Origin of the sequence: Labilithrix sp. (genome assembly GCA_019637155.1) — a bacterium.
GTDB lineage: Bacteria > Myxococcota_A > Polyangia > Polyangiales > Polyangiaceae > Labilithrix.
Genome location: JAHBWE010000038.1, coordinates 1 through 21,478, shown reverse-complemented (window position 1 = coordinate 21,478; position 21,478 = coordinate 1). Strand labels below are relative to the sequence as shown.

At 69.4% G+C, this 21,478-nt stretch carries 21 protein-coding genes; 12 read left to right on the top strand and 9 right to left on the bottom strand.

Annotation, left to right across the window (positions count from 1 at the left end):
- Positions 1-42 precede the first annotated feature (42 nt).
- The 7 genes from KF837_44410 to KF837_44380 all read left to right on the top strand — a co-directional run bounded on the left by KF837_44410 (position 43) and on the right by KF837_44380 (position 4,861).
- Entirely contained in the window at positions 43-378 is a 336-nt protein-coding gene (locus KF837_44410) for a hypothetical protein (GenBank protein MBX3234418.1), read from the top strand.
- An 83-nt stretch (positions 379-461) separates the two neighbouring features.
- A complete protein-coding gene (locus KF837_44405) occupies positions 462-656 on the top strand; it encodes a DUF1844 domain-containing protein (protein MBX3234417.1) in 195 nt (64 codons plus the stop codon).
- A gap of 7 nt (positions 657-663) precedes the next feature.
- On the top strand, positions 664-1,875 hold the full coding sequence (locus tag KF837_44400) for a trypsin-like peptidase domain-containing protein (GenBank protein ID MBX3234416.1): 1,212 nt from the start codon (positions 664-666) through the stop codon (positions 1,873-1,875).
- 46 nt (positions 1,876-1,921) lie between these two features.
- The gene (locus KF837_44395) at positions 1,922-2,788 is read left to right on the top strand and encodes a sigma-70 family RNA polymerase sigma factor (GenBank protein ID MBX3234415.1); all 867 of its coding nucleotides are present in this window, start codon (positions 1,922-1,924) and stop codon (positions 2,786-2,788) included.
- On the top strand, positions 2,785-3,372 hold the full coding sequence (locus tag KF837_44390) for a zf-HC2 domain-containing protein (protein MBX3234414.1): 588 nt from the start codon (positions 2,785-2,787) through the stop codon (positions 3,370-3,372). Before KF837_44395 ends, KF837_44390 begins: the two co-directional genes overlap by 4 nt.
- A complete protein-coding gene (locus KF837_44385) occupies positions 3,372-3,830 on the top strand; it encodes a hypothetical protein (GenBank protein MBX3234413.1) in 459 nt (152 codons plus the stop codon). Before KF837_44390 ends, KF837_44385 begins: the two co-directional genes overlap by 1 nt.
- Positions 3,831-3,880: 50 nt before the next feature.
- Positions 3,881-4,861: a hypothetical protein gene (locus KF837_44380; GenBank protein MBX3234412.1), complete on the top strand. Its 981-nt coding sequence runs from the start codon at positions 3,881-3,883 to the stop codon at positions 4,859-4,861.
- Here KF837_44380 and KF837_44375 read toward each other — a convergent pair.
- Positions 4,858-6,270, bottom strand: a complete 1,413-nt coding sequence (locus tag KF837_44375; protein MBX3234411.1) for a hypothetical protein — start codon at positions 6,268-6,270, stop codon at positions 4,858-4,860. The two genes, KF837_44380 and KF837_44375, sit on opposite strands and share 4 nt — an antisense overlap.
- Positions 6,267-8,018 (bottom strand): hypothetical protein, encoded by a 1,752-nt coding sequence (locus KF837_44370; GenBank protein ID MBX3234410.1) that lies wholly within the window; start codon positions 8,016-8,018, stop codon positions 6,267-6,269. The genes KF837_44375 and KF837_44370 overlap by 4 nt, the downstream gene beginning before the upstream one ends.
- A gap of 314 nt (positions 8,019-8,332) precedes the next feature.
- On the opposite strand from KF837_44370, the gene KF837_44365 reads away from it, so the two are divergent.
- Entirely contained in the window at positions 8,333-8,893 is a 561-nt protein-coding gene (locus tag KF837_44365) for a hypothetical protein (GenBank protein ID MBX3234409.1), read from the top strand.
- Here KF837_44365 and KF837_44360 read toward each other — a convergent pair whose 3' ends face one another.
- On the bottom strand, positions 8,894-9,463 hold the full coding sequence (locus tag KF837_44360; GenBank protein MBX3234408.1) for a Uma2 family endonuclease: 570 nt from the start codon (positions 9,461-9,463) through the stop codon (positions 8,894-8,896).
- A 49-nt stretch (positions 9,464-9,512) separates the two neighbouring features.
- Here KF837_44360 and KF837_44355 point away from each other — a divergent pair, with 49 nt between their 5' ends.
- On the top strand, positions 9,513-12,089 hold the full coding sequence (locus tag KF837_44355) for a S8 family serine peptidase (GenBank protein ID MBX3234407.1): 2,577 nt from the start codon (positions 9,513-9,515) through the stop codon (positions 12,087-12,089).
- A 24-nt stretch (positions 12,090-12,113) separates the two neighbouring features.
- A complete protein-coding gene (locus tag KF837_44350) occupies positions 12,114-14,441 on the top strand; it encodes a VCBS repeat-containing protein (protein MBX3234406.1) in 2,328 nt (775 codons plus the stop codon).
- Here KF837_44350 and KF837_44345 read toward each other — a convergent pair.
- From KF837_44345 to KF837_44320, 6 genes are all read right to left on the bottom strand, one after another.
- The gene (locus KF837_44345) at positions 14,434-16,110 is read right to left on the bottom strand and encodes an EAL domain-containing protein (protein MBX3234405.1); all 1,677 of its coding nucleotides are present in this window, start codon (positions 16,108-16,110) and stop codon (positions 14,434-14,436) included. The genes KF837_44350 and KF837_44345 overlap by 8 nt on opposite strands.
- Positions 16,111-16,142: 32 nt before the next feature.
- Entirely contained in the window at positions 16,143-17,855 is a 1,713-nt protein-coding gene (locus tag KF837_44340; GenBank protein ID MBX3234404.1) for a lamin tail domain-containing protein, read from the bottom strand.
- Between the two features lie 24 nt (positions 17,856-17,879).
- Entirely contained in the window at positions 17,880-18,506 is a 627-nt protein-coding gene (locus KF837_44335) for a DUF4920 domain-containing protein (GenBank protein MBX3234403.1), read from the bottom strand.
- 115 nt (positions 18,507-18,621) lie between these two features.
- Positions 18,622-19,158, bottom strand: coding sequence for a hypothetical protein (locus tag KF837_44330; protein MBX3234402.1), 537 nt, complete (start codon positions 19,156-19,158; stop codon positions 18,622-18,624).
- A gap of 144 nt (positions 19,159-19,302) precedes the next feature.
- Positions 19,303-20,208, bottom strand: coding sequence for an Rpn family recombination-promoting nuclease/putative transposase (locus tag KF837_44325; protein ID MBX3234401.1), 906 nt, complete (start codon positions 20,206-20,208; stop codon positions 19,303-19,305).
- 24 nt (positions 20,209-20,232) lie between these two features.
- On the bottom strand, positions 20,233-20,493 hold the full coding sequence (locus KF837_44320) for a hypothetical protein (protein MBX3234400.1): 261 nt from the start codon (positions 20,491-20,493) through the stop codon (positions 20,233-20,235).
- Between KF837_44320 and KF837_44315 the strand changes: the two genes are divergently transcribed.
- Together KF837_44315 and KF837_44310 are read left to right on the top strand one after the other, a co-directional pair.
- Entirely contained in the window at positions 20,476-21,099 is a 624-nt protein-coding gene (locus KF837_44315) for a hypothetical protein (protein ID MBX3234399.1), read from the top strand. The two genes, KF837_44320 and KF837_44315, sit on opposite strands and share 18 nt — an antisense overlap.
- Positions 21,100-21,220: 121 nt before the next feature.
- The coding region (locus tag KF837_44310) for a hypothetical protein (GenBank protein ID MBX3234398.1) at positions 21,221-21,478 on the top strand (258 nt) is incomplete at its 3' end.

Here is a 21,478-nt window from a genome sequence, read left to right as displayed (position 1 = left end):
TGTGCCCGTTGAGGCACGCAGGGCGACTTCGAGGAAAGCCCGATGACGACCAAGACCAGCCAGAACCCGTGGACGATGGACGTGCGCGTGCGTGAGCGCAACCTGCGCTCGGGCGCCCTCACGGAGAAGGACCTCGAGAAGCACCTCTCCGCCCTGCCCGACCTCGATGGGCAGTACGACTCGTTCACCACGCCGCAGCCCGCGCTCGCTCAGCCGGTGGTGGTGGCGCCCGTCGTCGAAGAGGAGTCGGACTCCGATCTCGGCGACGACGAGTCGAGCGACGACGTGTCGAACGGCGACGTGTCGACCGACGACGTGTCGACCGACGACGTCGGAGGTGGTGCGGACGAGCCCGTCGTCGGCGGCGGCGAGCCGTGAGCTCGGAGGACGAGCTCGACTCGGACGCGCTCCCGTCGATCGACTTCGCGACGTTCGTCCTCTCGCTCAGCCACTCCGCGTTGATGCACCTCGGCGAGGCGCCGCACCCGGAGTCGAACGAGGTGGAGCAGAACCTCCCGCTCGCGAAGCAGAACATCGATCTGCTGGGCCTGCTCGAGGAGAAGACGAAGGGCAACCTCACCGGCGACGAGGAGCGGCTCCTTGCGCAGCTCCTTTACGACCTTAGGATGCGATACGTCGAACGCTCGAAGAAGTAGGAGCTTGATGCAACGCCGAACCGTTCTCGTCCTCAGCCTCGTCGTCCCCGCCTTCCTCACCGGCTGCAACCGGGCGAAGGCGACCGAGAACGGAACCCCCGGCGAAGAGACGCGAGCGGTCACGACCGTCACGTCGGCCGCTCCCGCCATCGCGAACAGCACGCCGCCCCCGCTCCCCAGCCCGCGCGCGGACGAAGGGATCAAGACCGGACCGCTCAGCTTCGCGCCGGTCGCGAAGAGCGCGGACCCGAGCGTCGTCACGATCGCGGCGTCGGGGACGGGGCCGCGCGGCCGCGTCGTCCGCAAGGGGCTCGGCACCGGCTTCATCGTCCAGAAGGACGGCGTCATCGTCACGAACAACCACGTCGTCGAGGAGGCGGACGCGATCTCGGTGCAGCTCTCGGACGAGCGCGTGTTCGAGGCGAAGATCGTCGGGCGCGACCCGCGCACGGACATCGCGGTGATCCGCGTCGACACCGAGGGCAAGGACCTCCCCGCGATCGCGCTCGGAGACTCCGATCAGCTCGACGTCGGCGACTGGGTCGTCGCGATCGGCAACCCGTTCGGGCTCTCGCACACCGTCAGCGCCGGCATCGTGAGCGGCAAGAGCCGCGAGCGCGAGGACGTGCCGCTCGATCCGAGCGGGTACTACTCGTTCATCCAGACCGACGCGTCGATCAACCCCGGCAACTCGGGCGGGCCGCTCCTGAACCTCCGCGGCGAGGTCATCGGCATGAACACCGCGGTCCGCGGCGGCGGCGCGCAGGGGATCGGGTTCGCGATCCCGATCAACATGATCAAGACGATCCTCCCGACCCTGATGAAGGACGGGAAGATCACGCGGAGCGCGATCGGCATCAAGATCGTCGACTCGCGCTACCTGACGCCCGATCAGAAGACGAAGCTGAAGCTCGGCGACCTCAAGGGAGTCCTCGTCGAGGACGTCGAGCCCGGCGGTCCCGCCGACAAGGCGAAGCTCCAGAACGGGGACCTCATCGTCGCGTTCGATGGTCAGCCGGTCGACCGGAGCTCCCTCCTCCAGTGGAAGGCGAGCACGGCGGGGGTCGGCAAGACCGTGACCCTCAAGGTCACGCGCGACGGCCAGACGCTGGAGCTCCCGATCACGCTCGGCGAGCTGAAGGAGCCGCGGCGAGCCGCTCCTCCCCCCCGGCCCGCGGTGCCGGACGGCCTCGGCGACCCCTTGTTCCGTCGCGAGTGACCACGGTAGCCGCGGACCACGCGCGTGGTTTAGGCTAAGTCCGCGAATGGCCATCGCCTCCGAGCCCACCCCGCCGCCCACGGCGAACGCGGAGCCGTCCGGCGTGGACGAGGGCCGGGACGCGGCCGCGCCCGCGAGCGCGCCGCCGCCGAGCGAGGCGCCGGAGTCGGAGGAAGCCGACTCGCGTGCGGTCTCCCCCTCGAAGGTGCCACCTCCTTCCGCGACGTTGAATCAGCGCGCAGCCGACGCGTCCAACGCCAAGCAAGCACGCATCCGTGAGGCGGAGGAAGACCGTGGGCTCATCGCGAAGGCACAACAAGGCGACACCGCTGCCTTCCGGCAGCTGGTCGAGCGTCATCAGCGGCGTGCCTTCGCCATCGCCCTCTCCCTCGTGCGTGACGAGAACGACGCTCGCGAGCTCGTTCAAGACGCCTTTCTCCGCGTCTACAAAGGCCTCCCCAGCTTCCAGGGCGGTTCGAGCTTCTTCACCTGGCTCTACCGCATCATCACGAACCTCAGCATCGACCTCATTCGCAAGCCCGGGCGGCAGCTCGTCGAGATCGACGAGGAACGCTTCGACGCCGACGAAGGGCCGGAGGCCGAGTTTCCTCTCCTCAGCAAGGTCGACGGGTCCGACCCCGTCGACGTCGTCCGGCGGCAGGAAATCGCCGGGCGCCTCCAGGCGGCGCTCGACGCGCTGCCGCCTTATCACCGCGGCGTCATCGTCATGAGAGAGATCGAAGGCCTCAGCTACGAGGAGATGGCTACCGCGATGGGGGTGTCGAAGGGCACCATCATGAGCCGCCTCTTCCACGCGCGGCAGAAGCTGCAGAAGGCGCTCGCCGACTGCTACGAAGAACAGATTGGTAAGGTCCCCACAGCGGGATCCACACAGGACGGGGAAGAAGCATGAGCGGCGCGGTTACGACCAGCGAGCGCGCGATGAAGATCATGGCCTATGCCGACGGCGAGCTCGAAGGCGCCGAGCGGGCCGAGGTGGAGCGCTGGATGCGCGAGGACGCGGAGGCGGTGCTCTTCGCGAACGACCTCGCCGAGCTGGGCGACTTCGTCCAGACAGGGCATCGCGCGTCGAAGGACGCGAAGGCGATCGCCGCGTTCGACGTCGCGGACGCGGTGATGGCGAAGGTCGAGGCGGAGCCGATCGAAAAAGCGGCCGAAAGCGCAGGGAAAGTGGTGCCGATCGGCGCCGCCCGCGCCAAGCAGGCCAAGGCCTCGTCGAAGCGAGGCGCGGCGATGTGGATCGCGGCGGGGCTCGCCCTCGCGGCGTCGATCTTCCTCGTCACGCGCGGCAAAGAAGAGGCGCCGATGGCCCGGACGACCACGCCGCTCGTCCAGCCCAGCCCCCAGAATGCGGCGGCCGCCAACGTCACCGTCGAAAATCCCGGTCAGTCCGTCAGTGTGTTCTATCTTCCGAACGAGACGAACAGCGTGACGACCAGCGTGGTCGTCTGGGTCGACGAGTCAGGAGCCAAGTGATGAAGCTCTGGATCAAGAGCACGGCGATCGGAGCGGTCGCCGTCTCCGCATCGGTCATCGGTGAGCGCGTCGCGGTGGCCGGAGATCCGGCACCGCACGCCGAGGTCATGGTCATCCACGCCACCAAGTGCGAGAAGAAGAGCGTCGATCCGCAGATCGGCGACGCTCCGCCCGCGCTCGGTTACGATTGCCTCAAGCTCCTCGAGAAGAAGTCGATGACGCTCGCGGTGAACCAGCCGAGCACGACCCCGCTCCCGAACGGGCGGACGTTCCAGCTCGTTCACACCGGCAAAGCCGATGCGAAATACAAAGTCACCGCGTCGATCAGCAGCCCGGACGGCAGCGGCACCTACAACCGCCTCGCGGACGTCGCGGCCGACCCGAACAAACCGTTCAATGTCGGCGGCTTCAACTACCAGGGCGGCGTCCTCCTCCTCACGATCAAGATCGTTCCCTGAGCGGGTAGGAATTTGCCCACATCGTCACCTTTCAGTAGAAGGGGATGACGATGCGACGTAATCAGAGCGAGCGACCCCTCACGATCGAGGTCCCTCCTTCGGAGAAGGACAAGCCGGCCTGGGTGAAGGTCGGGGTCATCGCCGCGGTCGGCTTCGTCATCGGCATCGCGTGGCCGCGGATCGCGGGCGTTCGCCTCGGTCCGAACGCGCCGTCGGAAGCCGCCGCGGCCGCGTCGGGCTCCGCCCACGCCGCGCGCGCGCCCGAGGCTCCGCCCGCGAGCGTCGCGACGAAGCTCACGGCGCCGATCCCGTCCGCGTCGGCAGCGGCGCCCGCCTCCGCCGCTGCTCCGTCCGTCGCCGCGCCGCCCGTCATCACGGTCGGACGCGGCCTCGTGATCACGTGCGTGACGAGCGACGGCGAGAAGAAGAAGGGCAGGGACTGCGGCGCGGTCCCGGGCGTCGACGAGATCGTCCGCCCGCGCCTCAAGAAGATCGCGAACTGCTCCGGGGTGGAGGGGCAGACCGGGAAGTTCTCGCTCACCGCGAACGCCGACTTCGTGAGCGGGCGCTTCTGGTACGACGTGAACAAGGCGAGCGCGAACGTCCAGAACCTCGACGCGATCCAGTCCTGCCTCAAGACGGCCTTCCACAACACCGCGACGACGGCGACGCCGCACGAGCACAACAAGTACACGGTCGTGTACGTCGCGGAGCTCAAGGCGGGCGCGGCGGAAGAGACGGTCGCGCGCAAGGGCGACAAAAACGATAAAAACGATAAGGTCGACGAGGGCAGCGCGAAGGCGAAGACGGAGCCGGAGAAGCCGGCGGCCGCGGTCGCGACCGGCGAGGCCGAGGTCTCGTGGGAGGTGGCCCTCGTGCGCGACACGCCGAAGACCGGCACGCTCGTCCAGCGCCTCCCGCGCGGGTCGAAGGTGAAGGTCGGCCCGTCGAAGGACGGCTGGTACCAGATCAAGTACGGCGATGGCTTCGCGTCCGAAGGCTGGGTCTACCGCGGCGCGATCGGGCGCTAACGCACGGGCGCGGGCGCGGGCGTCGGCGAGATCGCCTCGACGCGGTTCCGCATCTCGGAGGCGAGCTCGAGGCCGCCTTCGGTCGTGAAGGTGTAGTCGACCGGGAAGTCCCGGCGGACGCGCTTGCGCGTGTTGTCGGGGAAGAGATCGGGGTTCGCGATCAGGGTCTCGCTCGTCTCGCGCGTGCCGCCGTGCTGGTGGCAGCCGATGCAGTTCGTCTTCGCGCCGTGCTCCATCGTCTCGAGGTACGGGTTCGAGCACCAGGTGGCGGGGCCGCTCTCGTTCGTCGCGTCGAGCGCGTCGGCGAGCGTCTTCGGGAAGCCGCCGCCAGGCAGCTTGTCCTTCTCGTCGTACGCGGTGACGACGCACATCTTGTAGTTCGCCCACACCCCGCCGAGCGACGCGGGACGATCGGCCCCGAAGTCGCTGTTCGGCTCCGGCGACCACCACATCGTGATCCACACCCAGTCGCGGAGCTCCTTCGTCATGATGTGGAGCGCGACGAGGCGCGTGCGCGCGTCGGGCGTGATCTGCATCGTGTACGCTTGCGCGGGGGTCGGGTCGGCCTGCGTGTCGCCGGCCTCCGGGAAGGTGCCGTTCTCGGCGAGGCGCGCGCGGAGGGCCGAAGCGGACGTGTCGTAGACGGGGACCGGCGCGGAGCTCGGCATCCAGCGCGTCTTGATCGCGACCGCGCCGGGCGGGAACTCGCCCTCGAGGCAGGGCGCGAAGTCGGCGGGCGACTCGGGATCGGTCGGCACGACGCCGCTCGCCGGATCGATCGGATCGCTCGGCTTGCAGCTCAGGACCTTGCCGTAGCTCTCGAAGAGGTGCTGCACGTAGTCGGGGCTCATGAGGACGCGCGGGTCCTTGCCGAGCGACGCGAGGCCTTCGGGCGTGGCGAGCTCGGCCCTCCGCTGATCGAGGCGCGCCTGGGTGAAGCTCGCGAGCGACGTCGCGCGGGTCGCGTTCCACGGGAAGACGTCCTCGATCGCCTGCGCATCGAAGGGCGCGCGGCGCGCGCGGGCGGTTTCGTCGAGGCCGCGGAAGAGCCGATCGAACATCGGCAGGATCTCCTCGCGCGCGTGCCAGGTCTGGAAGCGCGGGAGGGTGAGGTTCGTCGCGATCTCGCCGGCGGGCTCCGGCTCCGTCGTCGCGATCGCGACGGGGGCGACCGTGCGCGCGATGACGTCCCAGGCCGTCTTGCGGCGCGCCGCCATGCTCGCGTCGAAGAGCGGCGCGCGCTGGCGCATCGTGAGGTCGGCGGGGTACGCGGCCGCCTTGCCGATCAGGAGGCGGTCGATCGGCTGCGCGTTCTGCTCCTGCGAGCCCACGTCGTCATCGCCCGCCGCGCTGCAGGCGGCGAGGGCGACGGCGCCGAGGAGCGTGAGCAGTGCGCGGGGGTTCTTCACGGCGTGGCGGCCATCTGGATCGCGGCGTCGGAGGCGACGACGTACTCCTTGTCCGCCGCCATGTCGCGGACGTTGAAGTAGAGCCAGCCGTCCGCGCGGAAGTGCGGGTAGAGCGCGTACTGGTCCTTCTTCATCGTCGTGATACGGGCGATCTTACCGGTGAGGAGGTCGGTGAGCACGATGTTCGCGGAGCCCGCGGGGAGCCCGGCCTGATCGGCCTGGGCCGGGTCGACGTACTGGTGCGTGACCATGAAGCGCTCGTCGAACGAGATGTTCGCCTTCTGGCCGGGGACGCAGACCGTGGCCGCGAGCGGCGCGTCGACGGTGAGGGCGCCGGTCGTCGCGTCGGTGCTGGGCTTCACGAAGCGGATCCGGTAGCCCTGCGAGCTCGTGAGGTCGCCGAAGCGCGTCGCCGCGAGCTGGGTCGACGGCGAGAGCATCAGGTCGCCCTCGTGCGGGAGCGTCACGACGACGCCGCGCTGCGCCTTGTACGAGAGGCCGTCGTTGATCATCGGGACGAACGCGGTCCGGGCGTCCGCGCCGTAGTCGGCGGGGAGCTGGGTCGTGATGTCGTGGCCGCCGTCGTCGTTCGAGTGCGCACCGAAGGTCATGAAGTAGCGGAGGCCGTCGAGCGACGTGCCGATGCTCATGTAGACCTGCTCGTGCATCGTCGCGCACTTCGACTCGGTGAGGCTGACGCGCGGCGAGTCGGAGCTCGCGGCGTCGCCGAGGAGGCTCTGCTTGCAGAGCACGATCGCGCTGCTCGCGTTCGCGCCGGCGTAGGCGAAGCCGTCGTTGCTCGGGAGGAAGTACGGATCGTACGGCGCGTCGACGTGGATCGGCTTCGCCGGGCTCTTGAGGTCGACGATGGCGCCGTGGCTGTTGTAGCCGAAGCCGACGTAGCGACCGTCCGCGGAGCTGCGGACCCAGAAGTGCGACGCGAGCCGCTCGTCGATCAAGGTGCGGAGCGTCTGCGGGACGTCGGCGGTGCCGAACGTCGCGGTCGTGTCGGGGAACGTCGTGAGGCACGCGCTGCCGCTCTGGCCCTCGGCGCAGCCGAACATCGGCGTCGCCTGGTCGGCGAGGCGCGCGCCCCAGCCCTGCGTCTTCATCTCTTCGATGTGCGCCTTCAGCTCGGGCGTGATCGACGGCACGCACGCGGGCGTGGGCTCGGGCTCCGGCGGCGCGCCGAACGCCTGCGCGAGCTGCGGCATGCCCTTGAGGATCCAGCCCTTGATCGTCGCGAACTCTGCCGCGTCGAACGGCTGCGCGCCGCGCGGCATGTTCGTGCGCGCGACGAAGCTCTTGTACTCCGTCTCCCAGGTCGCGGCGCCGTACGCCTCCTGGAAGAGCGTCTTGAACTGCTCCTGCTGCACGCCGGCGGCGTAGAGGCCGAGCTTCTTCGCCGAGAACGGGCTCGCGGGGTTGTTCGGATCGGAGCGGAGGTTCGTGATGCGCGACTGCGGATCGATGTCCGTCGGCGCGAAGACCGCGGCGTCGACCGCGGTGAGCGCGAGGCCCCACGACTTGATCTTCGCCTCCGTGACGCCGTGGCAGTTCTTGCACTTGCCGTTGAGTAGCTCGACGACCGACTTCGCGGTCGCGAGGTCCTCCGCCGCGGTCGCGGCTTGATCGGAGGTCGCGCTGTCGTCGGCGGCGGGCGCACAACCCGTCGTCGAAGAGGTCATGACGGCGGCGCCGACGGAAGAGAGGAGGAGGAGCGAGGCGAGGGAGAGGGAGGAGCGCATCGGGACCCCTTTGGTGTAGCTGCGAAACCTTCGTGCGCACGTTCTCCTACACGGATCACCCCTAAATAAATCGAGTGGTTAGAGGAGGATCCAAGCTAAATGCCTGAAACACCTACACTGGAGCTTTCCGTACCAACGAGGCGCGAAGCTCGATCGTCCACGCGGCGATCCACCCTCTGCCCGATGCTCGAGTGGGCAGCTCCGCCGCAAACGTTTCGCGTTGCGAATCTGAAATCTTGCGCCAGTACAGCGCGCGAATGGGCCGCCGCCCCAGGGCGCGTTCGCGCTAGCGGCGTAACTAAGGAGATTCACGTATGAGCTTCAAGCTTTCTCTTGGCGTCGCTTTCCTCGGTCTCTCGGTCCTCGCCGGCTGCACCTCCGCGGCCGAAGAGTCGACGGCGACGGAGCAGGACCTCATCCTGCCGTTCCCGGTCGAGGTGGAGGGGGCGTGGCGCGGGAAATGGGAGACCGCGACGTCGTCGCAGTGGTTCGAAGGCGCGGTCTTTCGGCACGACGGCACCTTCTTCGCGGACGTGAGCACCGGCATCGTGTGCATCACGACGCCGTGCCCGACATCCGTCCGCATCGACGGCACCTACCACGTCGTCGGCCATAGCCTCGTCCTCGCGTCGAACGGGCCGGTCGAGACGATCGGCGGCGATTACTTCACGCGCTACGAGCTCACGCGCTCGGGCGACGCGCTCACGATCGAGGGCGACGGCTTCTCGAACACCCTCGAGCTCCAGAATTCGTACTGCGCCGAGCCCGTCGACTGCGAGGGCCAGGGCCTCATCCACCCGATGTGCGTCGGCGGCTGGACGTGCTCCGAGCAGCGCTCGTGCGGCTACAGCTGCGGGATCCCGGCCCGCGACTGATCACGCGTACACGGCATCGACGGCGACCTCGACACCACGGACGCGGACCGTCTCCCCCGGTTCGCCGATCACCGTGGTCCAGCGGTCGCCATCGCGCGTTCGGACCTCGATGCGTTTCTCGTCCTGCCAGACGAGGATGTACTCCTCGAAGGACAAGAGCTTCTTGTACGCCTCGAACTTCGCGTCGCGGTCGTAGCGCTGCGTCGATTCGGAGAGGACCTCCACGATCACGCATGGGTTCGTGATGGCCTTCCCGATGCTCTTCTGATTCTTGTCGCGAACCTCGCGCATCTCTACCGGCCCGCAAACGACGGAGAGGTCTGCGTAGGTATGGTGGTTGGCCGCTTCGATGAGGATCGCGACGTCCGATGAGAACACGGCGCATCCACGCTGTCGCAGGTGACCAAACATCTCGAAGCCGACGTTCATGGTCAGCCTCCCGTGCTCGGGCGTCCCACGGCTCATCGCATAGACGACACCGTCCACCCATTCGTGCTTCAGGTCACTCGCCGCTTCGGCGACCAGGAACTCCTCATAGGGGACGTAGCGAGGGGTGCGCGCCGCCGTCATGGCGAGATCATAGCTGCGATGGCGTTCCCTCGCGTAGACTCGATGCCTCATGGTGCGCATCGGACTGCGTGGGGCCGTCATCGGCACGATCGTTCTCGCCGCGGGTTGCACGACGGGAGGCGCGCCTTCGCCGGGCGAACAACGCTCCGACCTCGCGCGAGCGCCGGTCCCCGACGTCTCCTCGATCGATCGCGATCACGATCGCATCGACGACGCGCTCCAGCTCCCGGTGCCGTCGACCGGCGAGGAGCTCGTCGAGGTCGAGGCGATCTTCGCGCATCGCATGCCCGTCGGCGCGACGGCGGAGCTCGAGCGCGTCGGCGGGAAGGTCCGTCACGTCTTCCAGCGCGTCAGCAACGGCTTCAGCGGGAAGGTCCCGCGCTCGCAGATCCCCGCGCTCGCGGCGGCGCTCGGGCCCGACCTCCTCGTGCTGAAAGGCGAGCAGCCGCTCGAGCTGCACCTCGACCGCGCGACGAAGGCCGCGCGCGTCCGCAGCGTGTGGGCGCCCGGGTTCGCCGGAGCGCCGGCGGGAATCGAAGGCTCGTCGAAGGTCAACATCGCGATCGTCGACGGCGGCGTCGATCCCACCCACCCCGATCTCGCGGGCCGCATGATCGGGTGGAAGGACTACACCGCCGACGCGAAGCCGACCGCGTCGGACTCGCTCGGCCACGGCACCCACGTCGCCGGCGTCGCGCTCGGCTCCGGCGCCGCGTTCGGCGTGGGGCCCGGCCCGCTCGCGTGGACGGACAGCGGCTCGGTGGAGGGGATGAGCCCGAACGAGTGGAACGGGAACGCGATCACGTTCCCTCCCGCGTTCTCGCTGACGTCGACGGCGACGTTCCTCGGCGGCCCGACGACGGTCTCCGTGCTCCGCGGCGACGAAGGCAAGACGTCGTACTCGTCGCAGAAGACGAGCGCCGTCGGCGCGTCCCCCCTCACGCTCACGTTCGACGGCAACGCCCCGGACGGCACGCACTACACGCTCGGCCTCCGCCAGAACGCGGCGCAGGACGTGACGCGCTACGCGATCGCGAACAGGCTCGCGGCGTACCCGGCGGTGGGCGACGGCTACCCCGCGCTGCGCGGCGTCGCGCCGGGCTCGGGTTGGTACGGCGCGAAGATCTTCCCGTCCGACACGACCGCGGTCGCGACGTCGGCCGACATCAACGCCGCGCTCGACGACATCGCGCTCATCGCGGAGTCGCTCGACATCAAGGTCGTCAACTGCAGCTTCGGCCTCCGCGGCGGCGCGACCGATCCGACTCAGCGCGCGAAGGTGAACGCGCTCGTCGACCTCGGCATCCTCGTCGTCTCGTCGGCGGGCAACAACGGCGCGACCGGCGCGACGGGCGACCCCGGCCGCGCGTCGAAGACGCTCACCGTCGGCGCCGTGAACGACGTCAACGCGCTCGCGTCGTACTCGAGCGGCGCGGCGATGACGGCGGCCGACACCGACGACAAGCCCGACGTCGTCGCGCCCGGCGGCTCCTCGTACCGCACGAAGATCCTCGCGCCCGACTCGAACACCGGCGACGCGCAGGGCTCCGACTTCGCCGACGTCCAACCGAACGACTACACGAGCAACCTCGGCACCTCGATGGCGGCGCCGCTCGTCTCGGGCTCGGCCGCGCTCCTCATCCAGGCGCTCGAGGCGAAGGGCCACGTCTGGAGCTGGGGCTCGAGCGACTCGCCGCGCCTCGTGAAGATGCTCCTCGGCGCGTCAGCGACGGAGACGAACGCGCTCCGCGAGTCGGGCGCGAACAACCCCCTCCTCGGTCGCGGCGCGTCGCCGAAGGACCGGATGGAGGGGTACGGCCTGATCAACCCCGACGCCGCGATCGAAGCGGCGACGACGACGTGGGACCTCGCCGCGCCGCTCACCGGCACGTCCGATGGGAGCGTCGGCGCGAAGCGCGCGTGGGGCCGCAAGATCAAGGTGCCCGCGGGCCGCACGCTGAAGCTGACGATGACGCAGTCGTCGACCGCCGACTACGACGTCTACGCGTACCTCGCCGAGCCGAGCGCGAAGGGCACGCCGCAGCTGGTCCAGTGGAGCGATCGGACCGGGCTCGGCGAGACGGAGGTCACGACGTGGACCTACGAGCCGGAGACGGAGCTCTACCTCTTCGTGAAGCGCATCGCCGGCTCCGGCTCGTTCTCACTCGACGGCGCGACGTTCGAGTGCGGCAACGGAACGATCGAGCCGGGCGAGGAGTGCGACGACGGCAACGTGGAGAGCGGCGACTGCTGCTCGGTCGCGTGTCAGCTCGAGTCGCCCGCGTGCGGAGGCGACGGCGGGACGATCCCGCAAGGCAACGTCCCCGACGGCGGCGACGACGCAGGTCCGGACCCGAGCGACGCCGGCGCCGACGCGGACGCCGACGCGGAGGGCCCGCCGCCGGAGGGGGGCGCGCCGTTCGAGGACCCGAACACGCAGCCCACCGCGCCGCCGTCGTCCCCGCCGCCGGTGACCACCTCGACCACACCTCCGCAGCCGGTCGAGCAGCTCGACGCGGGCGGCGGCGGCTGCGCGACCACGCCCGCCGGCAGCTCGAGCGCCGGCGCTGCGCTCGCGCTGGCGCTCGCGTCGCTCGCGGCCGTGCGGCGCCGTCGTCGCGCCTGATATCGTCGAGGGTCCGGAGCCCTCATGCGTCATCTCCTCGTTTCTTTCTTCGCGCTCGGCCTCGTCATCGCCTGCGGCTCTTCGCAGGGCAGCAGCTTCCAGGACCCCGACGACGCCGGCGCGAGCAGCACGACGTCGAGCAGCGGCACGTTCGTCCCGAGCGAGGGCGGCGCGTCGTCGTCCGGCGATCCGCGCGAGAGCTGCGCGTCGAAGGTGCTCTGCGGCGAGCCCGCGATCTGCTGCGCGACGGGTCAAGAATGCGTGAAGAATGCATGCGCCGAGGCTTGCGCGACGGGCGTGCGCTGCGGGGAGGTGTGCTGCGCGGCGGGGCAAGTCTGCCTCTCGCAGGCGTGCGTCGCGCCGGGCAAGGCGTGCAACGACTCGTTCGACTGCGAAGAGGAGGAGTTCTGCGAGCCCACGATCGGCAAGTGCCTCCCGCAGCCGGTGGAGGCCGGCGCGTGCCTCTACAAGCCGCCCGTCGCTCCGCTCGCGCTCACGCTCGAGTGGTCGTGGACCGAGAGCGCCGTGTTCGCGCCGGAGTTCAACCAGATCGTCAACACGCCGATGGTCGTCGACATGGACGGCGACAAGATCCCCGAGGTGGTCATCGTCACGAGCAAGAACGACAGCGGCGCGTACAACCAGGACCGGCCCGCGTACGTCCGCGTGCTCGAGGGGCGTGAAGATCCGGCGAGCCCCGGCTCGAAGAAGCCGAAGGAGAAGTGGGCGGCGACGGTCGACGCGTACAAGGACGGCAACGAGGTGAACCCGCGCGGCACGCCCGCGGTCGGCGACATCGACGGCGATGGGAAGATCGACATCGTCGCGCCGCGCATGTCGGGCGGCCTCATCGCGTTCAACGCGGACGGCTCGCTCAAGTGGAAGACGGCGAACCGCACGAAGTACGACTCGGTCACGGTCGCGATCGCCGACATGGACAACGACGGCAAGGCGGAGATCGTCGCCGGCGGTCTCGTGTTCGACCACGAGGGCACGCTCGTCAGCGGCGAGGTCACGGGCCAGGCGCTCTGGGGCTCGAACGATCCGGGCTACGGCCCCGTCAGCATCATCGCCGACGTCGACGGCAACGCCGCGTCGACGGAGCAGTTCGTCGTCACCGGCAACCGCGCGATGAGGAAGAACGGCACGATGCTCTGGGACATCTCGGAGGAGAAGTCGCCGCTCCTCGCCGCGCTCGGGGTCCCGAACGACGGCCAGATCCCCGACGGCTACACCGCGATCGCCGACCTCGACAAGGACGGCAAGCCGGAGCTCGTCGTCATCGGGCAGGGCATCCTCCGCGTGCAGGAGGCGAGCGCGCTGCCGCCGGACAAGCCGAAGGTCCTCGCCGCGATCCGGCTTCCGGGCTCCGGCCGCGGCGGTCCCCCCACCGTCGCCGACTTCGACAAGGACGGCATCCCCGAGATCGCGAGCGCGAACGGCACGAAGTACAACGTCTTCGAGTACGACCCCGCGAAGCCGGAGGACAAGCGCCTCTCCGTGAAGTGGAGCAAGGACACGCAGGACGGCTCCTCGAACGTGACGGGCTCGAGCGTCTTCGACTTCGAAGGCGACGGCTCGGCGGAGGTCATCTACAACGACGAGTGCTACTCGCGCGTCTACCGCGGCGACAACGGCGACGAGCTCTACAAGATCGTCAACTCGTCGGCGACGATCCACGAGATGCCGGTCCTCGTCGACGTCGACGGCGACAACAACACGGAGCTGCTCGTGGTCGCGAACGACTACCACCACAGCATCGGCACGACGAAGTGCGAAGGCTACGACGCCGCCGCGGGCGAGGTCCCGCGTCACGGCATCTTCGCCTACGGCGACGCGAACGATCGCTGGGTCCGCACGCGCAAGGTCTGGAACCAGCACGCGTACCACATCACGAACGTGACCGCGGACGGCAAGATCCCGCAGGTCGAGCCGCGCAGCTTCACCGTCGCGGAGAACAACGACTACCGCGTCTCCTCGCAGGGCAAGGGCGTCTACAACGCGCCCGACCTCCTCGTCGACCTCGAGATCTCGCTCTTCTCGTGCCCGACGGCGATCGATCTCCGCGCGCGCGTGAAGAACCAGGGCGCGCTCGGCGTGCCGGCCGGCGTGAAGGTGAAGTTCTACCTCGGCGCGGACGCGACCGGGACGCTGCTCGGGGAGAAGCTCACGACGAAGCCGCTCCTCCCCGGCGAGAGCGAGGTCCTCACGCTCTCGTACGCGACGACCGGCGCGACGGCGGCGTTCTTCGTCGTCGTCGAGGGCACCGCCGCCACCGGCGTCATCGACGAGTGCCTCACCGACAACAACACCGGCAAGTCGGGCGGCATCCGCTGCCCCGGCGTCAACTGAGCTGCAGCGTGACGACGAAGAAGCGGGCGGCGCCGGAGGGATCGCGCGCGAGCGCGGCGTCGACGCACATGGCCGCGTAGCCGTCGGCGCCGAGGATGCGGACGTGGGGGAGCTCGACGTGGTCGGCGGCTCCGCGGAGCAGGTGCTCGCGCGCGGACTTCATGCGCGGCATGTCGTCGGCGTGGACGATGCACGCCGACCGTTCGCCGCGGAGCTCCGCCTCTTTGCGTCCGAGGCGACGGCAAGCGGCGGCGCTCGCGCGGATGATCTTTCCGTCGACGTCGAAGACGACGAAGACGGACTCGGTGTGCGCGAGGAGCGCGTCGGACATCGCGGCGCGCGCCGACAGCTCACGGGCCGCCTTTCGCAGGTCCATCTGCGCGGAGACGAGCCGCCCGAGGTCGCGCAGCGTCGCGACGTCGTGCTCCGTCCACGCGTGAGGCGCGGTGTCGACGACGCAGAGCGCGCCGAGCGCGTGCTCGTCGGCGGTCACGATCGGGACGCCGGCGTAGGCGCCGATGTCGAAGGCGTGGACGGCGGGGTTGTCGCGGACGAGCGGATGCGTCCGCGCGTCTTCGATGACGATCGGCTCCTTGCCCGCGACGGCGTGGGCGCAGATCGAATAGGCGATCGGCGTCTCGCGGACGTCGATGCCGCCGAACGCGCTCTTGAAGAACTGCCGGTGCTCGTCGACGAGCGACAGGAGCGCGACCGGCGCGCGGAGCAATCGCGCGGCGAGGCGCGTGAAGCGGTCGAACGCGTCCTCGGCGTCGCTGTCGAGGAGCCCCGTCGCGCGCAGCGCCGCGAGGCGCTTCGAGTCGCGGATGACGGAGCTCTTCGCCTTCGTCGCGAAGCCGCTCGTCGACGCTCCGTACCAGATGCCGGGCGGCGGGGCGGGCAAGGGGAGGGGCCCCGGCTTGCCGAGGAAGTAGCCCTGTCCCTTCGCGATGCCGAGCTGCTGGAGCGCGATCATCTCGGCCGACGTCTCGATCCCTTCGGCGCAGATCTTCGCGCCGAGGCTCGCCGCGAACGTCACGAGCGCCGAAGCGAGCGCGAACCGCACCGGGTTCGCGTCCACGCCGCTCGTGAGCGATCGATCGAGCTTGATGATGTCGGGCTGGAGCCGGAGGATGTGCTGGAAGCTCGCGAACCCGGCCCCGGCGTCGTCCACCGCGAGCCGCGTCCCGCGCGCGCGGAGCCATCCGATCGCGGCGTGGAGCGTGTCGTAGTCGTCGACGCGCGCGTGCTCGGTGAGCTCGAGCACGATGCGCTCGCCCGGCACCGCGGAGATGAGCTCGCGGAGCTCGGTGGTCACGAGCGTCGAGGGGCTCGCGTTGAGGGCGAGGTAGGTGCCGTGCGGCATCTCGTCGAGCCGCGAGAGCGCGGAGGCGATCGCGAGGAGCTCGAGCTCGGTCGCGAGCCCGCATCGCCGCGCGTCGTCGAACCAGAGGTCGGGCGTGCGATAGGTCTCACCGGGTGGGCTCTTGAAGCGCGCGAGCGCCTCGGCGCCGGCGATGCGCCCGGTGCGCAGGTCGACGACGGGCTGAAACACCATCTGGAGGTGCGGGTTCTCGTGCGGCCCGGCCGCGAGCACGCCGCGGATCCGCGCTTCGAGGACGTCGCGCGTCCGCCGTGACGGCGGCATGAGGCTGGAAACGGCGAGCTGCATCGATTCCCGGAACGGCGCGCCGCGGGAATCCTTCAGTCCCTGGCGCGGCGTCGCCTCAGCGGAAGGAGGGCGAGGCCCACCGCGACGACCTCGAGCATGAGCCCGCCGCGAGCAGGACCGTGCGCGATCGAGCAAGACGTCGCCGCCGGGGTGCTCTCCGCGAGCGGGGCCTTCGGCGCGGGCTTCTTCACGCGAGGAGCGTCGTCCGCTTCCTCCTCGTCCTCGGACTCCGGCTCCGCGTCGTCGATGGGCGTGGCCGTCGGCGTGACGCCGCAGGGCCGCGCGTCGGTGAGCGTGTTGCGCGGCGCCGGCGTGCCGGCGACGAAGTCGCTCGCGTTGTCCGCGTCGTCGCCGCAGCCGTTCTCGCGGCGGACGGCGGCCTTGATGTCGGCGAGGTCCGGCGCCGCGCCGGTGCCTTCGTAGTCGGAGGCGCCGTCGCCGTATCCCACGAGATCGACGATCCGGTCGCGAGCGCAGCGGCGCGCGGCGGTGCCGCAACGGAGCGGCTCGGCCCCGCGCACGAGCGCGATCTTCCCCGCGCGGCCGTCGAGGTCGAGCGCGCTCGGCCCGGCCTTCACGACCATGTTGCCTTCGAGCTCGTCGCCGTCGCCGTCGTCTCGACCGCCGATGACGACGAGGAAGTAGGCGCCGGGCGCGAGGACGATGTCCTTGCCGTCCTTCGCCGCGGGGAACGTGATGACCGAGCTGGTGCTGCCTTGCGCGTTCGTGACCGGCACGAAGAGCGATCGCTTCGCCGCGTACTGGAGCGAGAGGCCGGTGAGCACGCGCGGCTCGGCCGACGCGTTGAAGACCTCCACGTAGTCGCGTTTGTAAGGGGAGCCCGGCAGCCCACCGCCGCCGAAGACCTGACTGATGACGAGGCCCTGGAGCGTCGGGTCTTCGTCGCCGGTCGGCTCCGGCGCGCTTGCGCCGCAATAGTCCGGATCGCTCTCGGCGTTGCGGGGCTCCGGCGCCGCGGCGGCGAAGTCGGCGCCGTTGTCGTTCGTGTCGACGCAGCCGTTGCCCGCGCGACGCGCCGCGGTCGACGCCGACAGCGCGGCCATCGGCTGTCCGCCCTCGTGGTCGGAGACCTCCTCGCCGCCCCAGCCGATCATGTCGACGACGCGCTCGGTCGCGCATCGCTTCTCCGCCGTCCCGCAGGCGAGAGGTTCGTTCCCCCGAACGAGCGCGATCTTGCCGGAGGTGACGGAGAGGTTGATCGCGGTCGGCGTCAGCGCGACGGCGAGGTTGAAGGCGAAGTCGGCGCCCGTTCCAGCCTCTGCTCCGATCGAGTCGCCGCCGAGCGCGATGGAGACGTAGCCGCCGGGCGGCACCTCGACGCTCGCGGGGAGCGCGAGGCGCGCGACGGGCGCGCCGCCGTCGGTCGTCGCCGGAAACTCGCCGGTGCCGCTCGCGAACTGGAGCGAGAGCCCGCCGAGGGTCTGCGCCTTCGTCGACCGGTTGAAGAGCTCGATGAAGTCACGCTTGAAGGGCGCGCCCTCCATACCGCCGCCGGCGAAGACTTGGCTGAAGACGAGGGCGGCCTCCGCCGCTCCCGCGTCCTGGCTCGCGTCCTGACCTGCGTCCGCTTGCGTGTTGAACGACACGTCGGAGCCTTCGCCGTCGGTCGAGCCGGCGGCCGGTGCACCGCAGCCTTGCGAGAGCGCGGCGACGCTTGCGAGCGCCGTCGCCGAGAGGGCGAGCGGCAGGAACGAGCGGAGAGAGCGACGGGTAGCGTGGAGCATCGGTTCCGGTTTCCGTCCGTTCGCTCAGATACGACCGCGCATCTCGACGCCGGTCGCGGTGAACGTCGCGACGTTCGCGGAGCCGTCGGGGTTCTTGTTCGGCACGGTCGCGCCTTCGGCCTCGGCCTCGGCGACGGCGGCGGGGCTCATGATCTCGACCCTGATCGTGCCTTGGATCCGCACCTCGTGACCGCGCGAGTCGAGCGGCACGAAGAAGCCATAGTCCTTGAACCGCACGGTGATCGCGTCGCCGTCGACGCGGTCGGCGGGGCGCACTTCCATCCAGCAGCCCTTCTTCGTGCAGTTTGCACGCACCTTGCCGGTCGTCTCGATCGTCTTGTCGCGGTACTGGTCGGGCGACTTCATCGCCTCGCGCAGCAACGTGCTCAGCTCGACGACCGGGACGTCCTTCGCGAGGCTGCCGCCGAAGACCTCGACCGCCTGCACGGTCTCGAGCGACCCCTTCGGTTTGTCCCCGTTCGCGCTCGAGCCGGACGATCCTTTCGACGTGCTGCCGGGGGACTTCCGGCCCCCTTCCGTGTCGGCCGGCGTTTCGTCGGCAGGGGTCTCGCCTTCCACCGTCGGCGACGACGGCGAGCTACAGGCGACGAGGACGAGGAGGAGCGAAGCGAGCGAGGTTCGAGCGAACATGCGGCTCCTTATCGTTAATGAAAGTCACTTTCAACAAGAAATCGACCAAATCGACTCGCCGGGGACGGGGGCGGTCGTGGGTCCCAGCGTCGGTGCGGCTCGTGCTTAAGGCTACCTAGGATGTCCTTTGACGGCGTCCGTCGACCGATTCGTCGGTGGCTTCTTCGGCGAGTGCGTCCGGCTCTGCCGCGCCGGCGCCCGGGGCGATGCGGTAGCCGGGCGAGGCGCCTTGCTCCGCGACGGCGTCTTCGATCGCGCGAAACGTCTTGTGGACGAGGAGGTCTCGTTCGCGCTGCTCCGTGCGAAGTCGCCTCTGCATCGACGGGATGAAGAAGAGGATGCCGAAGCCGAGCGTGAGGATGGAGATCAGGATGACGAACAAGGTCCACTTCCAGTTGGTCCCCGTCGAGTCGGCGCGAATGGCGAAGCGCGTGTCGGGCCCTTGCTTGCCGAGGCGCACGGTCACCTCCCGCTTCGTTCCATTCTCGGCGCGCACGGACGCGATCCAGTAACCGTCCCCGAGCTCCTGCGCCTCCGCGCCCGTCGCTTTCTTCACGAGCCCCGGCACCATCGGCACCGCCCGGTCGTACGCGATGCCGAGGACGCGCTCTTCTTCGCGAAAGGTGATCTGCGCCGGCGCCTGCTGCGTCATGCCCCGAGGATACGCCTCACCGCGCCGACGCGGGTGCACCTCTCGCGCCCCCGCGCCTGCCCCGAATGCACGAAGGGCGGCGAGCCTCTCAGCTGCACCGCCCTCGTCGTCTTTACCGCGGGTGCCGTTCTCGGCGTGTTGTCGTCACGGCCGCGTGGGCTCGGAGAGAAAGAGCTCGGCGACATCGGTGACGATGACGGCGCGGGTCAACCAGCGATCGAGCACGACGGGATCCTTCTCCGTGGCGATGCGGACCCGGGCCTCTTCGGCGACGGAGAGGCCACGTGCGGCCAGCACGGCGAGGATTGCCTCGATCTTGCCCTCGATCTTGCCCTCGATCTCGCCTCTCTTGTGGGCGCGGGCGAGGGCGATGTCGTTGAGCTTTATGGCGTCGGAGCGCTCGCGAGCGAGGCGTGCGGCTTCGGGATCTTGGGAGAGCTGGTCGAGTGCAGAGCGTGCAGCGCTCATGATCGGATCCTCCAACGCCAAAGCATCCAACTCGGCCTCGGTCTTCGCAAGGAGAAAGCGTCCCCAGCGGCGGAGCGCGTCGTCGCGGGCGGTCACGCCAGCGCCATCGTCGCGATGGATGAAGCCGAGCTGAAGGACGTGGAGCGCGAGCTGCTCCGAGAAGAGCTTGTTGGTCCGGCGCTCACGAAGCTCGAAGATGGAGTGGTACTGCTCGAGGTCAGGGAAGAGCGGTGCGACCATCCAGACGATGAGGACGGTGGGAGTGAGGTCGTTGTATTGGCCTCCGCGCTCGAGCTGGCCAGAGTATTCCCGCGCAGCGTAGTAGACGAGGCGCTCGACGAGCGCGTCCTCGGCGCGGAGCTGCATCTCGACGTCGACGCGCGTGCCATCGATGAGCCGAACGCGCACGTCGAGCTGGATGGCCTTGTCTCCGCTCCGCTCGCCGTGGATCTGCGGATTGAGGACCTCGAGATCGGCGATCTCTCGGTTCAGCACCGCCTCGAGCATGTTCCGGAGCAGCATCTCATAGCGCGTGAACAGCAGCTTGAAGACGACGTCGAGCTTCGGATCGAGCCACTCCATCGCGCGCGAGCGTAGCCTCGCGCACTATTCACGCAACACCTCCGAGATGCGCACGACCGGAGCCACGTGCCACCGCGAACACCATTCGGCAACCTCGCGAAGAAGATATGGGCGGCGTTGCTCGAGCGCGCCGGGACCGTGCATACGGAGACGGATGTCTCGCCCGACAGCCAGCGGATCGACCTGACGTTCGAACCGGATGTGACGAGGCTCGAGTCGCTTCGTAGCTTTGGCCTGGTCGGTCGGATATTCCAGGAAGAGCACGCGTTGCTCGAGTTCTTTCACGACCCGCCGAGCAGTCTCGACGTGCTGCTCTGCATGGGGAAGCTGATCGAACGACGAAAGCGGTTCGAGTCCTCGCGGCTGTGGATCTTGTCCGCCGGTCGACCCACGACCGCGCTCGCGAAGCTCGGGTTCACGGTCCTCCCCGATTGGCCCTCGGGGACGTACACGCTCGAGGAAGACTTCCGCACGCGCATCATCGTCGTGAACGAGCTGCCCGTCGATCGCGGGACGCTCTTCTTCCGCGCCGTCGGCGCTGGCGCCGTGCTTCGCGCGGCGTTGAGCGAGGCCACCGCGCTCCCGCTCGACGCCCCCGAGCGTTCGATGATCGTTCGCGCCGTGCTAGAAGTTTGGGGAGAGCCGCACGTAGACGAGGAGTTCGACATGACGACGCAGGATTTCGTGGAACGATGGGAGCGCCGGCTCCGCGGAGAGGGCGGCGAGCAGGCGATGCGAGACGTCCTCGCGCGGCAGCTCCGCGCGCGCTTCGGCGGCCTCGACACGGCCGTGGAAGCACGCATCCGCGACGCCGGTGTCGACGAGCTGACCCGCTGGACGGATCGCATCATCACCGCCGCCGCTCTCGACGACGTCTTCGCGGAGCCGTAGGCGCTCACTCGAGTTGAAGGCGTTGCACGCCGAGCCCCTCCAGGGCTGGCCACCAGGGTTCTATCGAACGACCGTACCCGCGCTCCCCTTGCACCTCGTGGCCGTCGCCGAGCTCCCACGCGTGCGAGACACCCTCGTCTTCCGCTTGATGGGGGCCGGCAAAGTGCTCGCTGATGCGCTCCAAGAGCTCAGCACGCTCCCTAGCTCGGCTTGGGAGCGCGCCGCGGCGGCGGGCGCCATCGGGGTGCTACACTCGCTGACGGCGACGACTTCCGACCCCAACGAGAGGGCGATCGTGATGAATGCAAGGGCAGTCTACGAGCAGATCTTGGAGAAGGGCCGGCAAGAAGGACGGCAAGAAGGACGGCAAGAAGGCCGT